Consider the following 13,392-nt stretch of genomic DNA (forward strand, 5'->3'; position numbering starts at 1 on the left):
ATCTGAGGCTTTTTGTTCAATCCAACTGGTACAGTTTTACACCGGAATCTTGCACAATTTTACCCCGACGTTGACATTCGGCAGATAGCTTCCTCTAAAATCATCAGCATCAATTATTGCGGACGACTATCGGGGCTAATTAGATCTTTCGGGCGATCCATCGCGCCAGGAGGCGTTGCCGCGGAGGATGAGACCATGGAGTCCGACGATAAATTTGCCGCCGTCGACACGTCGATCTTCAGGGAGATCAAGCTGCTCTCCGGCGAGCGGATCAGGCACGAGCGGAACCTGCGCGGCATCACGCAAATAGAGCTTGCCGCCAACATGGGCGGTAGCCCGCGCTGGATGCGCGAGATCGAGGCCGGGGCGCCGGGCACGAAGCTGGAGGATCATCTGAAGGCCACGCTCAGCCTCGGCATGCCGACGGGACATATCGCCTTCTCGATCCTCTTTGCGGGTCAGCGCATGCGGTTCCCGCGTCAGCTCATCTACGGCGATCTGCCCGCCATCGAGCGCAAGTGCATCGAGATGATATCGGATTCGGTGCTCACCGCGCTCAAGCAGGATCTCTCACCCCAATGGCGGCGCGGCGATGAGAGCGGCCAGATATGAAACCCGCAAGCGTCCCGAAGTGCGGCGCTCCGGCTCCTGGCGGCCCATCGTCTCTCCAGCGCAAGCGTGAAGGGATGAATGCCCATGAGCCATCCGCACTATTCACCCGGTGGTCACTGGATGCCGTCTGTTTCCGGCCAGATCTGTCGGGTCTGCGAAAAGCTGTACACAGCGCACAGGGTAAACCAAAAATTCTGCTCACGAAAATGCGCGGGGCTGGCCCGGCGTTTGCCGACATCTCTCCGGGAAAAGTCCTGCCTCCATTGCGGAAAGACATCCGAAATCCCTGCCGGGCAAAATGCGAGTGGAAGCCACGCTGCGAAATATTGTTCGCGTGAATGCGTCCGCGCCCATCACGGGTGGTCACAGGCAAGGCGTGTATCCTGCGCCAACTGCGGAAAGCCGTTTGACGCTTCCGCCAGAGATGCATCACAGCGGTTCTGCTCTACTGCCTGCCTGAATGAGTATCGCCGATCGCGACGCGTCACCAAGACATGCCTCAACTGCGGCGAGCCGTTCACTGCGCGGCGTTCCGACGAGATGCTGTGTTCACGGGCATGTTCGACGGCCTATTATGTGCGTGATCGATCGCCGGGTTGGCAAGGCGGCGTCGTGAAGCAGAACGGGCGGAAGTTTCGCAGGATCGACCGCGAGGGCTATGCCGCGAAATATGGACGCCTCTAAAAACCTCTGGCGGATGGCAGGGTGTCGTGATTCATTTGCTTTGCGATGAGCGGAGGCGGCGATGGCGCGGCAGGCAGGGTTTTGGGACTATGAGGAGCATCTGACACGGCTGACGAAGGGCGGCGATCCGTTGGTGACGTTGGCCAATGTCGTCGATTTCGAACCGTTTCGCTACCGTCTGGAGAAGGCGCTGAAGCGGTCGGATGGCTCGAAGGGTGGCAGGCCGCCATATGACCCGGTGCTGATGTTCAAGGTCCTTGTCCTGCAGGCTTTGTACAATCTGTCGGACGATCAGGCGGAGTTCCAGATCCGCGACCGGCTCTCGTTCATGCGGTTCCTGGGGCTGGCCCCAAACGCGCCGAGCCCCGATGCCAAGACAATCTGGCTGTTCGGCGAGCACCTGGTGCAGGCCCGTGCGATCGAGAAGCTGTTCGCGCTGTTCGATGCGCGGCTGAAGGCGGTCGGCTATCTGGCGCAGGGCGGACAGATCATCGATGCGACGGTGATTGCCGCGCCGCGCCAGCATCTGACCGACGAGGAAAAGGCCTTGATCAAGGAAGGCAAGACGGCGGACGAGATTTGGCCGGACGAGCCCGCCAAGGCCGCGCAGAGGGACATCGACGCGCGCTGGACGATGAAGCGCGGGAGCCTCAAGCGCAGCGAGGCCGGCAAGGTGAGCGCAACGCCGCCATCGCAGATCATGGTGCCGATGTTCGGTTACAAGAACCACGCCGGGATCGACCGCACCTTCGGCTTCATCCGCAAATGGATGGTCACCCACGCGGCACGGCACGACAGTGGCGCGTTCGGGGATGTGCTCGACACCGAAAATATCGCCCGATCGGTCTGGGCCGACACGGCGTATCGTTCTGCAAAAAACGAGGCCGCGATCCGCCGCGCCAAGCTCAAATCGATGATCCATTTCCGCAAACCCAAGGGCAAGCCGATGGACCGGCGCCACCAGCGTGCCAACGCCGCTCGCTCGAAAGTGCGCTCTGCGATCGAGCATGTGTTCGCCGCGCAGAAATCGCGGATGGCCCTGTTCATCCGTACCATCGGCATTGAGCGCGCAAGGATGAAAATCGGCATGGCCAACCTAGCCTACAGCTTCAAACGTCTTGTCTGGCACGAAGGGAGAACTGCGCCCGCGTAAGGTCGAAAGGGGACCGAACGCCTGGCGAAACCGCAAAATCAGGCGAAAATCCACCAATCGAACAACACTATTGCGCCTGCCATTACCGTCGCGACCAAATCACGCCAAAATCACACGGTTCTTCGAGGCGTCTCATTGATGACTGCGGCGGCCCCAGATGCGGCATCTGATTGCCGGAAAGCGCGATCTTGGTCCTTTGGACGCTGACCCGGAAATGCTAGATTGCCTGCGCGTCATGGCCTGCCTGCGTTGCCCACAGGGTAGCAATCCATGCGCTATTCCCATGCACATCCACATGATCGGCTTCGGCGAACCCCCGCGCGCAATGTGCGCGTGACAGTCCGATCATCCCAAACCGGCCGAAAGAGAAGGGAGAGGGAGGGAAGCGGAAGCAGCGGGCGGCAGGCTGTCCGCGGCTCCCTTTCCTCAACCGCAGAACTGCCATGACGGGCGCGCGCTATGTGCGCATCAAGCGCTTCGCCGAGCTCACGGGCTACACCGAGAAAGCGATCTACCGAAAGATCGCCGACGGCGTGTGGATCCACGGCCGCGAATATCGCCGCGCCCCGGATGGCAGCCTCTGCATAGATCTCGAAGGCTACCAGAAATGGGTAGAAAACGGCCAGGCTCCGGTATCGAGCCGCTGAAGCACTCCATTCGCGTCCGCTTCCGCTGGAACGGCAAGCGCTATCGCGAGACCCTCAACCTCGAACCCACGGCCGCCAACATCAAGGCAGCGGAGCGCCTGATGGCGCGCGTCCATCAGGAAATCGACCTCGGCGTCTTCGACTACGAAGCCACCTTCCCGAAAAAAGAGAGCGGCAAGGCCGACCGGAAGATTGCCGGAGGCTTCACCACCTACGCGAACCAATGGCTCGAAACCCTCGTGGTCGAGAAATCGACCATGTCGGACTATGTGTCGGCCATCAACAAGGTCTGGTCGCCGGCTTTCGGAGAACGGAACCTCAAGACCATCAAGCCGAGCGAGATCAAGAAGATCATCGCGGACCGCGCGAATGTGGTCAGCGGCAAGACGATCAACAACAACATGATCCCCCTGCGCGGCATCTTCGAACTGGCCGTCGATGACGAGCTGCTCGAACGCTCGCCGCTCGATCGGATCAAGAGCCAGAAGCACCAGAAGCGCGAACCCGACCCGTTCGACCGCGAGGAGACCGAGCAGATCCTCGCCTATATGCGCGACCATTATGACGAGCAGGTCTGGAACTGGTACGAGTTTGCTTTCGGCACCGGCATGCGGCCCAGCGAGCAGATCGTCGTCCAGTGGCGCGACGTCGACTGGAAACGCCAGACAATCCGGATCGAGCGTGCCCGGGTCCGCGCCGTCGAGAAGTCGACCAAGACGCGAACCGTGCGGGACATCGATCTCACTCCGCGCATGATGGCCGTGCTGCAACGCCAGAAGGCGCACAGCTTCACGCGCGGTCTGGATTCGCCGATCTTCATCAACCCGGTCACCAATACGCCGTGGCCGGACGTCCAGGACCAGCGGAAGCTCTATTTCCACCCGACGCTACGCGCGCTCGGCATCCGCAGCCGCGATGCCTATCAGACACGCCATACCTATGCGACGACCGCGCTGATGGGCGGCGTGAACCCGGCCTATATCGCCCGGCAACTCGGCCACAGAAGCGCGGCGATGCTGTTCAGGCATTACTCGAAATGGATCGACCATGGCGACTTTGGTCGCGAGGCCGCCAAGCTCAACCAGATCTACGGCGACGCGGGACCGTCCAAAGCGGCATTTTAAAGCAGCGCTGCCAGTGCTTGTGCGGCCCCGACGAGATCGCGCGGCATTTGCGATGCCGTTTCTCGATTCACCAACCTGAAAAGCCGTCCAACAGGCGGCCCGATCATGCAAGATTCGAGGGTCGAGATTCGCAAATGGACCACCTAATGGGCCACCTTTTTGCAAATCTCTGGATAAAATCCATATTTATGAAGCACTTAATTGGTGACCCCTACGGGAATCGAACCCGTGTTTCAGCCGTGAGAGGGCCGCGTCCTAACCGCTAGACGAAGGGGCCGCGTGGTGCGGTTTTGCAGCCTCTATAGAGGCTTGTGATTGATTTCAAGCTGAGTGCTGAACGAATGCGAGTTTTGGGGCAGGCCACTGCCCATGGTGACGTGTAATGGCCCACGGTAAAAAAAGGGGCCGATGCTTTCGCACCGACCCCAGTGTGTTCGCAGGAGGAACATCTTGTGGTGGGCGGCTCGCCGTGACGGACCGCCCTCCCAAACTCATCAATTGTAGGCGCGTTCGCCATGTTCTCCCAGGTCGAGGCCTTCCTGCTCGACTTCCGGGCTGACGCGCAGGCCAGTGACAGCCTTTGCAATCAGGATAGCGATCACAGTGCCCACTGCGGCCCAGGCGATCGAAACGAGCACGGCCTGAATCTGAATCCACACCTGAGCACCCATTGCCGTCGAACCATCGCCAGGTCCACCAAAAAATGGTTGATAAACAATACCAGTGCCGATGGCGCCGATCATGCCGCCAATACCGTGAATGCCAAAAGCATCCAGTGAGTCGTCATAGCCAAGCTTTGGCTTGAGAACCGATACGGCATAGAAGCATACGACTGAAGCGACGGCGCCAAGAATGATAGCACCGAATGGGCCGGAATTGCCGGCAGCCGGCGTGACCGCGACCAGACCAGCGATGATGCCGGAACAGAAACCCAAAGCCGAACCCTTGTGGCCGCTGATACGTTCCGCCAACATCCAGAACAGACCTGCCGAAGCGGTAGCAACGAAAGTATTGATCATTGCAAGACCGGCGGTGCCGTCTGCTTCCAGTTCTGAACCGGCATTGAAGCCGAACCAGCCAACCCACAGCATGCCAGTGCCGACCATGGTCAGTGTCATGCTATGTGGCGGCATCGGTTCCTTGGGATAGCCATGACGCTTGCCAAGGATCAAACAGGCCACCAGAGCCGAAACACCGGCGTTAATGTGAACGACAGTGCCGCCAGCAAAATCCAGTGCGCCCATTTCGAATAAAAGGCCGCCGCCTGCCCAAACCATGTGAGCAATGGGGAAGTAAACGATGGTCAACCAGACTGCGGTGAAGACCATTACCGCCGAAAACTTCATGCGTTCAACAACCGCACCGAGAACCAGAGCAGCCGTAATGGCGGCAAAGGTCATCTGGAAGCAGATGAACACATATTCGGAAATGACCTCATCAGAGAAGGTTGCGGCCGTGCTGTCGCTTGTCACGCCAGACAGGAACCACTTGCCCCAGGAGAAGAATGCATTGCCTTCAGGGCCAAAGGCCAGACCATAGCCGTACATGACCCAGATCAGCATGGCGAGACAAGCTGCCGCCCCGATTTGTGTCATGGTGGCGAGCATGTTCTTCGAACGGGTAAGGCCGCCGTAAAAAAGTGCGAGGCCCGGCAGAATCATCAGAAGTACCAAAATGGTCGCCGTCATCATCCAGGCGTTGTTGCCCGGATTGGGCACCGGCGCGGCCGCAGCGGCTTCCTGTGCCCAGGCGGGCATGGCGGTCAGCAGGGATACGCCAAGCGCACCCACCCCGCCCAAGATTTTCTTGGAAATAGTCATCATTCCCCCTTTTTCTTAAAGCGCGGTTTCGCCGGTTTCGCCTGTACGGATACGCACGGCCTGACCGACATCCAGAACAAAAATCTTGCCATCGCCGATGGCGCCGCTGTTGGCAGCTTGCTGTGCTGCTTCCACCACGCGCGGCGCGAGGTCGTCGTCGCAAACTACTTCGATCTTGATTTTTGGAACCATGTTGGTGCTGTATTCGGCACCGCGATAGATTTCCGTTTGTCCTTTCTGACGTCCGAAGCCCTTGACTTCGCTGACCGTCATCCCGGCGACCCCCAACGAAGACAGCGCTTCGCGGACGTCGTCCAGTTTGAACGGCTTGATGATCGCTATGACTAGTTTCATTTCGCCCCCTTATTCTGGTGTGCCCTCTAACGGGTGCAAGAGCTGTGCCAGAATCTGGAGCGTGATAAGATTAGGTTGAATTTCTGTCCTCCGTTCGTGTCGAGCGAAGTCGAGATACATTCGCATCCGGCCAACGTCCCTCGACTTCGCTCGGGACGAACGGAAGTGAGCGAACCTAAAATCATCGCACTCTCAGCAAGCGTTAAAGCGCGCTTTGCTCTGCCCGGAGAGTATCCGACGCCAAAATTTTGTGCAGCGCGATTAATCTGCCTGTTTTTTAGGCAATCCCGAACTATGTCAGCGGGCCGGAAAGCGGTCCTGTTGGCGGACGGGCAAGCCATCGATGCTCGTTGTGCGCTTGGATATTTTGGCAAGACGCTCTGCAGTCTCATTCTGGGCATGGAATTTCATGAGCGTTTCCCGTTCCCGCTCGAACTGCATGAATGGCACACCCCAACCACAGGACGTCTGTAATGAATCGACCACGATGACAAAAATCTGGCGGGTTCCGGGAAGGATATCGAAATGCGGCGCGAGCACGTCCCATTCTGTATCCTGCGGCATCACCGAGCGGCCATGGCCATACAAGCGCATGATGAGCGGCGGTTGGTCGAAGGCACAGAACATGATGGTGATGCGTCCGTCGGCGTTGAGATGGGCCTGGGTCTCGTTGCCTGATCCGCCGACATCGAGATACGCGACGGAATGAGGAGAGAGGATGCGAAAGCTGTCCATGCCTTTGGGGCTGAGATTAATGCGCGCGTCAGCGGCCGCGGTAGCGACAAAGAACACGGGCTGCTTTGCGATGAAGCTGCGGTGAGCATCGGATATTTCGGTAAAAAAATCAGCCATATACTATCCACCAATTCCGTTCACGCTGCCGTGCCACCTACGACCAGGCCTTCCAACAGTAAAGTCGGCTGGCCAACGCCTGCGGGGACAGATTGTCCGCCCTTGCCACATACGCCGATGCCTTCATCGAGTGCCATGTCATTGCCGATGCCGATGACTTTGGTCAGTGCTGTGGGGCCATCGCCGATCAGGGTTGCACCCTTGATGGGATCGCCAAGCCTGCCGTTTTCTATCCGGTAAGCCTCTGTACAGGAAAAGACGAATTTCCCGGACACGATGTCGACCTGTCCTCCGCCGAAGCTTTTGGCGAAAATGCCTTTTTTGACGCGGGATAGAAGTTCGGCAGGGTCATCGTTGCCGCCGCGCATGAATGTGTTGGTCATGCGCGGCATGGGCGCATGGGCAAAGCTTTCACGGCGACCGTTGCCGGTGGGCGCGACGCCCATCAGCCGTGCATTGAGACGGTCCTGCATATAGTTTTTGAGAATGCCGTCCTCGATCAGGATGTTTTCCTGCGTGGGCGTGCCTTCGTCATCGATGGACAGCGAGCCGCGTCGGTTCATGATGCTGCCATCATCGACCACGGTAACACCTGGCGCGGCGACGCGTTGGCCGATGCGTCCGGAAAACGCAGACGTGCCCTTGCGATTGAAGTCACCTTCCAGCCCATGGCCGATGGCTTCATGCAATAACACGCCGGGCCAGCCAGGGCCCAGAAGGACGGTCATTTCACCCGCAGGCGCGGCGACAGAGCGCAGGTTGACACTTGCCTGAGCGATCGCCTCGTCAATGGCGCGGTTCCAGTTTTCCGGTTTGAACAAATCATCATAAAGATAGCGTCCGCCCATGCCGAATACGCCGCTTTCACGCCGCCCGTTTTCTTCAAGAATGACGGAGACGTTCAAGCGCACCAGCGGGCGAATATCGTTGGCGGTAAAGCCATCTGCGCGGATGATGTCGATGACGCTCCAGCTTCCGGCCAGGCTGACCGAAACTTGCGCTACACGAGGATCGCGTTCGCGGGCGATGGTGTTGATCTGTTCACACAATGCCACCTTTTTGGCGAATGGCACCAGCTCAAGCGGATTGGCGTCGGTATAAAGATGTCGGTTGGTGCGTTTTGGCGGAGGCGCTGGCGGGGTTTTTGCGGGGTCGAGCAGGGTCAGCGTTTCCGCGGCCCGGCGGATGGCTGCCTCGCTGATGTCATTGGCGTGTGAAAAGCCGGTCATTTCGCCGGATATGCCCCGAAGGCCAAAGCCTGCATCTGTGCTGTAGTCAGCGGTTTTCAATCGCCCATCATCGAAGCCAAAGCTCTCATTCGCGCGATATTGCAGATATAGTTCACCGTCATCGCAATTTTTGAGCGCTTCATGTGTCAGGCGCTGGGCGCCCTCGGGGTCGAGGGCGCCTTCGCGGTACAGGAACTTGCGGACGTCGTGAATTTCGGATGATGTATCGGTCATGATGCCGATATAGGCAAGTCAGGCCGCTTGTGCACCCTCATCTTCGTCCTGCTGCGGCAAATTGTCGGCAGGCCCCCCGATCAGGACGAAGCGACGGTCGCAATAGCCGCATTCCACATAGCCTTTTTCGTCAATTTCCAGAAAGACGCGCGGATGGCCCAGTGCGGCGGCTGCGCCTGAAATGTCAGACGCGCCATCGCAGGATACGCGCGTTTTGGATGTACGGACGATTTCGGGCGGCTGGATCATGGAAGCGGGCCTTATCACCGCTTTTTCCGCGGTGCAATAAAAGGAGTGATAGATCTCTGGTCCTGCTAAACCATAGTTTGCTTTGCCTCTAAAGGCAGGAGCGCTATTAGCCGCCGCATGACTCAAGAGAACGCTACTCAGAACGCCATCGAAATCGAGGGTTTGTCCAAGGTCTATGCCGGCGGTAAACAGGCCCTCGATAATATCATGCTGAATGTGCCCCGTGGGCAGATTATGGGCCTGCTGGGTCCCAATGGGGCGGGCAAATCGACGCTGATCAATATTCTTTCCGGCATGGTCAATAAAACAGGCGGCACGGCCCGGATATGGGGTTTCGACATCACGCAAAACCCGCGCAATGCGAAAAACAGCATTGGCGTGGTGCCGCAGGAAATCGTCTTCGATCCATTTTTCACACCGTTTGAAACGCTGGAGAATCAGGCGGGCTTTTATGGCGTGCCCAAATCACGGCGCCGGACGATGGAATTATTGCGCGCAGTTCATCTGGAGGACAAGGCCAACGCCTATGCCCGCACGCTGTCGGGTGGGATGAAACGTCGGCTGCTGGTTGCAAAGGCCATGGTTCATTCGCCGCCAATTCTGGTTCTGGACGAACCGACCGCCGGTGTGGATATCGAATTGCGGCAACAGCTATGGGCCTATGTCCGCCAATTGAACGAGCAGGGCGTTACCATTGTTCTGACTACGCATTATCTGGAAGAGGCGGAGGAACTGTGCGATCGCATTGCCATCATCAACCATGGTCGTCTGATCGCTAACAAACCCACGCGCGAACTGGTCAACATGGCGCAGGAAAAGGTGGTCGAGGTGACAGTTGACCGCGATCTGGAGGAAGTGCCGGTCGCGTCCTGCTTTGAAAAGATTGAACTGACTGCGGCGCGTGTCCTGACGATCACCTATCTCAAGGCTGAGGCGAATGCAGGCGATGTGCTGGCGGCTGTGCAGAAGGAAGGATTGGGCATTGTCGATGTTTCGACGCGGGAACCTGATCTGGAGGATGTATTCCTTCATTTGACGCGACAAGCCGCATAGTCTTTACATCGGTCGTGCCGATCGGGCGGAGACCCGGCGGTGTGGCGTTTTTTGCACGTCCCTCGATTTCGCCTGGGACTATTGGATAAGATAGAGAGCATGCCCACCGAGATTTACGATGTTGTCATCATCGGTTCTGGCGCCGCAGGGCTTACGGCCGCGATAAACCTGGCTCAGGATAAAAGCGTGCTGGTCCTTGCCAAGGGCGCGATCAATGGTGGTTCGACCAGTTGGGCGCAGGGTGGCATTGCGGCTGTTCTGGATGCCGGCGATACGTTTGAAAGCCATGTCCACGATACGATGATCGCAGGCGCAGGCCTCAACAATCGAGAGACAGTGGAATTCGTCGTATCCAATGCACCCGGCGCAATCGATCGACTGGCAACGCTGGGCGTCCCATTCAACGCAGGCGCGGATTTTGGTGAGCGTTGGCATCTGACGCAGGAAGGCGGCCATAGCCATCGGCGCATTGTGCATGTGGATGACGCGACCGGCGCAGCGGTGCAGGCGGCGTTGACTCGCGCGGCAGAGGCCAACCCCAACATAACGCTGATGCCCGACATGGTTGCCATTGACCTTATCACCAGCCGTAATGCCGAGAAATATTCGGGCGATGGCCATGTCTGGGGCGTCTATGCCTTCAACAAGGCAACCGGTCATGTCGATGCCTTTGCCGGGCGGGCCACCATATTGGCGACCGGCGGGGCAGGGCGGACCTATCTGTTTTCCACTGCGCCGCGGGGAGCGACCGGGGATGGCATCGCCATGGCCTGGCGTGCGGGATGCCGTGTTTCCAATATGGAAATGAACCAGTTTCATCCAACCTGTCTTTATAATCTGGAGGTCAAAAACTTCCTGATAACTGAAGCGATGCGGGGTGAGGGCGGCCTATTGAAGCTGCCCCCCGGCGTTCCGGGCGGCGGCAAACGCTTCATGGACCGGCATGACAAGCGCGGCGAACTTGCGCCCCGTGATGTGGTGGCGCGGGCAATCGACCACGAAATCAAGCGGCTGGGCCTCGACTATGTCCACCTCGACATCAGCCACAAGCCGCCCGAGTTCATCAAGGAACATTTCCCTACTATTTATGCGCGGTTGCTGGACCTCGATATCGACATAACGAAGGAACCGATTCCGGTCGTTCCCGCCCAGCATTATACCTGCGGCGGTGTGATCATCGACCTTAATGGCTGCACGGACCTGCCGGGCCTTTATGCGGCGGGCGAAGTGAGTGAGAGCGGCCTGCACGGCGCCAATCGCCTGGCGTCCAATTCTTTGCTGGAATGCTTCGTCTTTGGTGAAGCTGCGGCACGGCATATTGACGCAAACTGGGACAGCCTGCCACCGCCGCCGCCTATCCGGCCATGGGATGAAAGCCGGGTCACCGACAGCGACGAGGAAGTCATCGTCAAGCACAATTGGGCAGAAATCCGGCGTTTCATGTGGGACTATGTTGGCATTGTGCGCACCACCAAGCGGTTGGAACGTGCCCATCATCGCGTGAATCTGCTCGCGCAGGAGGTTGATGAATATTACGGCAATTTCCGTGTTACGCCGGATCTCATCGAATTACGCAACTTGTTGGAAGTCGCGCGCCTGATCGTGCGGTCAGCGCTTTACCGCAAGGAAAGTCGGGGCCTGCATTATGTGCTCGATTATCCCGACATGCTGCCGCTCGCGCGCGATACCGTTCTGATACCCTAATAGATTGAGAATTCTCCGCAAAGCGCGTCGATCGCGCCTTGCAGAATGTAGCTGGCGGCCAGTTTGTCGACCAGCTCGCTACGTCGCGCGCGGCTGGCGTCGGCATCGATCAGCGTGCGGGTGACAGCTTGCGTTGACCAGCGTTCGTCCCATAGCAATATGGGCAGGCCAAGGTCGGCGATATTGCGGGCGAAAGCGCGGCTCGACTGGCTTCGTGGCGATTCACTGCCATCCAGATTGAAGGGCAGGCCGATGACAATGCCCTTTACCAGTTGTTCGGTGATGAATCTGGCCAGTATCGCCTTGTCCTTGGTGAATTTCGTCCGCGCTATGGTGTGTGCGGGGCTGGCAATGGACCAGCCCGCATCGCACAGCGCAAGGCCAATGGTTTTCGTGCCGACATCCAGCCCGATCATCCGCCCGCCCATGGGCAGCGCGGCGCGGAACTGATTGCGGTCAGCCGTAATCAGTGCATCAGAAATATCTTCAGCCTTTCGTTCGCGTCCGCCCGGACATTGGCCCAGAACAAGCCATAATCATAGACATGGTAATTATTACCGGGAAGCACGAAGGGGCCCAGTTCAGGCGGCTGGCCGATCAACAGAAATCCCTGTCTATCACAGCGTGCCGAAACGGCGCCTAGTATCAGCGCCATCTGATTCATCGCATCGGCAAGGCCGAGCGTCCCCAGGTTTTTACGCGCGGCGGCGGCGCTATCGGGCGCGCCGGTCAGCGGATTGGTGCATAGCATCCGTGTGCCCTTGCGCGGGTGTCCGGTCAGGCCTGTGCCGCTATCATAAACATTCCGAACCATCGACGTGTCGGCAGGTTCAGCGAAGCTTTGCCAGCCAAGGATGCAATTGGCCTGATCCTTTCCGGTGCAGGCGGGCAAGCCGAGCGCGGGCAAATCGGTTTGTATCGATACCGGCCAGCCGACGATGTAGGCGGCAACGATTCGCCGGGCCAGAGGTGTTCCGGCCACCTCGTCCCGCAGTAACCGCATGAGATGTAGCGATCCCTGGCTATGTGCGGCCAGGATAATGGGGCCGACCGGGTTTTGCGACAGAAAATAGGCGAAGGCCGACGCCACATCGCGATAGGCCGCGTCTATTGCCTTTTGCGCAGCGCTTTTAGGGGTCAGAAAAGCACCGAAAGTCGCCTGTCGGTAACGTGGCGCCCAGACCGCGCCCGCACCGTTAAAGGCACTCGCTTGCCCCTTGATGAACAATTTGGCGTAATAGGCCGACTCCTCATCATTCAGCGGGGCGTTCCAGTGAGTCCGTTCCCGGTAAGAAGTCGGATGAATGAAGAATATGGCGGCTTGACCGTCGTGATTGGCGGCTATGCCCTTTGGCGTCCACAGAGCTGGGTTATCGCGGCTGATGTCAGGTCGCGCATACCACATTGATTTTTTTACATAAGCACCCGTGCCCAGTGGCTTTGGCTCTGTATAGGCCACGGACGGGACCATCGCCGCTGTAATGAGCTGCTGTCCCCAGATCCGGTATATAAAGGCGGTGGTAACGGCGAGCATAATCAGTGTCGCAATTATATAGAGGAATTTTCGGGCCAAAGCGGCTCTCCAATGGTGCAGTGCAACATAATTCGCCTGGGAGCAATTTCGTTTCTGTGCATGTTGAGTGCGTTCAATGCAACAGCGCGGAAGACTTTGGGCTG

13 protein-coding genes and 1 tRNA gene are annotated in these 13,392 nt (G+C 58.4%); 6 read left to right on the forward strand and 8 right to left on the reverse strand.

The genetic code is table 11. From position 1 onward, the window contains the following. The first annotated feature begins 195 nt into the window (after positions 1–195). From L3X40_RS08515 to L3X40_RS08530, 4 genes are all read left to right on the forward strand, one after another. Positions 196–612 carry a helix-turn-helix domain-containing protein gene (locus L3X40_RS08515; protein WP_237365217.1) on the forward strand — a complete coding sequence of 139 codons (417 nt, stop codon included), beginning with the start codon at positions 196–198 and terminating at the stop codon, positions 610–612. A 745-nt stretch (positions 613–1,357) separates the two neighbouring features. Then, complete coding sequence (locus L3X40_RS08520; protein ID WP_237365218.1) at positions 1,358–2,449, forward strand: transposase; 1,092 nt, start codon at positions 1,358–1,360, stop codon at positions 2,447–2,449. A gap of 443 nt (positions 2,450–2,892) precedes the next feature. After that, the gene (locus tag L3X40_RS08525; protein ID WP_142634030.1) at positions 2,893–3,096 is read left to right on the forward strand and encodes an excisionase; all 204 of its coding nucleotides are present in this window, start codon (positions 2,893–2,895) and stop codon (positions 3,094–3,096) included. Further along, complete coding sequence (locus tag L3X40_RS08530; RefSeq protein ID WP_237365219.1) at positions 3,057–4,220, forward strand: Arm DNA-binding domain-containing protein; 1,164 nt, start codon at positions 3,057–3,059, stop codon at positions 4,218–4,220. Before L3X40_RS08525 ends, L3X40_RS08530 begins: the two co-directional genes overlap by 40 nt. 202 nt (positions 4,221–4,422) lie before the next feature. On the opposite strand, the gene L3X40_RS08535 is transcribed toward L3X40_RS08530, so the two are convergent. The 6 genes from L3X40_RS08535 to L3X40_RS08560 all read right to left on the reverse strand — a co-directional run bounded on the left by L3X40_RS08535 (position 4,423) and on the right by L3X40_RS08560 (position 8,958). Next, positions 4,423–4,497 (reverse strand) — tRNA-Glu (locus L3X40_RS08535). A gap of 217 nt (positions 4,498–4,714) precedes the next feature. Then, positions 4,715–6,040, reverse strand: a complete 1,326-nt coding sequence (locus L3X40_RS08540) for an ammonium transporter (RefSeq protein ID WP_237365279.1) — start codon at positions 6,038–6,040, stop codon at positions 4,715–4,717. A 15-nt stretch (positions 6,041–6,055) separates the two neighbouring features. Continuing rightward, a complete protein-coding gene (locus L3X40_RS08545) occupies positions 6,056–6,394 on the reverse strand; it encodes a P-II family nitrogen regulator (protein WP_237365220.1) in 339 nt (112 codons plus the stop codon). 297 nt (positions 6,395–6,691) lie between these two features. Next, complete coding sequence (locus tag L3X40_RS08550) at positions 6,692–7,246, reverse strand: pyridoxamine 5'-phosphate oxidase family protein (RefSeq protein WP_237365221.1); 555 nt, start codon at positions 7,244–7,246, stop codon at positions 6,692–6,694. A 20-nt stretch (positions 7,247–7,266) separates the two neighbouring features. Continuing rightward, positions 7,267–8,709: a metalloprotease TldD gene (tldD, locus tag L3X40_RS08555; RefSeq protein ID WP_237365222.1), complete on the reverse strand. Its 1,443-nt coding sequence runs from the start codon at positions 8,707–8,709 to the stop codon at positions 7,267–7,269. A gap of 18 nt (positions 8,710–8,727) precedes the next feature. Continuing rightward, positions 8,728–8,958 (reverse strand): zinc-finger domain-containing protein, encoded by a 231-nt coding sequence (locus L3X40_RS08560; RefSeq protein ID WP_237365223.1) that lies wholly within the window; start codon positions 8,956–8,958, stop codon positions 8,728–8,730. 117 nt (positions 8,959–9,075) lie between these two features. Between L3X40_RS08560 and L3X40_RS08565 the strand changes: the two genes are divergently transcribed. Beyond that, complete coding sequence (locus L3X40_RS08565) at positions 9,076–10,011, forward strand: ABC transporter ATP-binding protein (RefSeq protein WP_237365224.1); 936 nt, start codon at positions 9,076–9,078, stop codon at positions 10,009–10,011. Between the two features lie 99 nt (positions 10,012–10,110). Then, a complete protein-coding gene (gene nadB / locus L3X40_RS08570) occupies positions 10,111–11,715 on the forward strand; it encodes an L-aspartate oxidase (protein WP_237365225.1) in 1,605 nt (534 codons plus the stop codon). Here nadB and ruvX read toward each other — a convergent pair. After that, positions 11,712–12,131, reverse strand: coding sequence for a Holliday junction resolvase RuvX (gene ruvX / locus L3X40_RS08575; protein WP_237365226.1), 420 nt, complete (start codon positions 12,129–12,131; stop codon positions 11,712–11,714). The genes nadB and ruvX overlap by 4 nt on opposite strands. A gap of 50 nt (positions 12,132–12,181) precedes the next feature. Next, a complete protein-coding gene (locus tag L3X40_RS08580; protein ID WP_237365227.1) occupies positions 12,182–13,288 on the reverse strand; it encodes a DUF3089 domain-containing protein in 1,107 nt (368 codons plus the stop codon). Positions 13,289–13,392: the final 104 nt, after the last annotated feature.

It is taken from the genome of Rhizorhapis sp. SPR117, from assembly GCF_021742065.1.

Coding starts and splice junctions, on each gene's coding strand:
- L3X40_RS08515 (WP_237365217.1), top strand. CDS start 196: ATGGAGTCCGACGATAAATTTGCCGCCGTCGACACGTCGATCTTCAGG.
- L3X40_RS08520 (WP_237365218.1), top strand. CDS start 1,358: ATGGCGCGGCAGGCAGGGTTTTGGGACTATGAGGAGCATCTGACACGG.
- L3X40_RS08525 (WP_142634030.1), top strand. CDS start 2,893: ATGACGGGCGCGCGCTATGTGCGCATCAAGCGCTTCGCCGAGCTCACG.
- L3X40_RS08530 (WP_237365219.1), top strand. CDS start 3,057: ATGGGTAGAAAACGGCCAGGCTCCGGTATCGAGCCGCTGAAGCACTCC.
- L3X40_RS08540 (WP_237365279.1), bottom strand. CDS start 6,040: ATGACTATTTCCAAGAAAATCTTGGGCGGGGTGGGTGCGCTTGGCGTA.
- L3X40_RS08545 (WP_237365220.1), bottom strand. CDS start 6,394: ATGAAACTAGTCATAGCGATCATCAAGCCGTTCAAACTGGACGACGTC.
- L3X40_RS08550 (WP_237365221.1), bottom strand. CDS start 7,246: ATGGCTGATTTTTTTACCGAAATATCCGATGCTCACCGCAGCTTCATC.
- tldD (WP_237365222.1), bottom strand. CDS start 8,709: ATGACCGATACATCATCCGAAATTCACGACGTCCGCAAGTTCCTGTAC.
- L3X40_RS08560 (WP_237365223.1), bottom strand. CDS start 8,958: ATGATCCAGCCGCCCGAAATCGTCCGTACATCCAAAACGCGCGTATCC.
- L3X40_RS08565 (WP_237365224.1), top strand. CDS start 9,076: ATGACTCAAGAGAACGCTACTCAGAACGCCATCGAAATCGAGGGTTTG.
- nadB (WP_237365225.1), top strand. CDS start 10,111: ATGCCCACCGAGATTTACGATGTTGTCATCATCGGTTCTGGCGCCGCA.
- ruvX (WP_237365226.1), bottom strand. CDS start 12,131: ATGATCGGGCTGGATGTCGGCACGAAAACCATTGGCCTTGCGCTGTGC.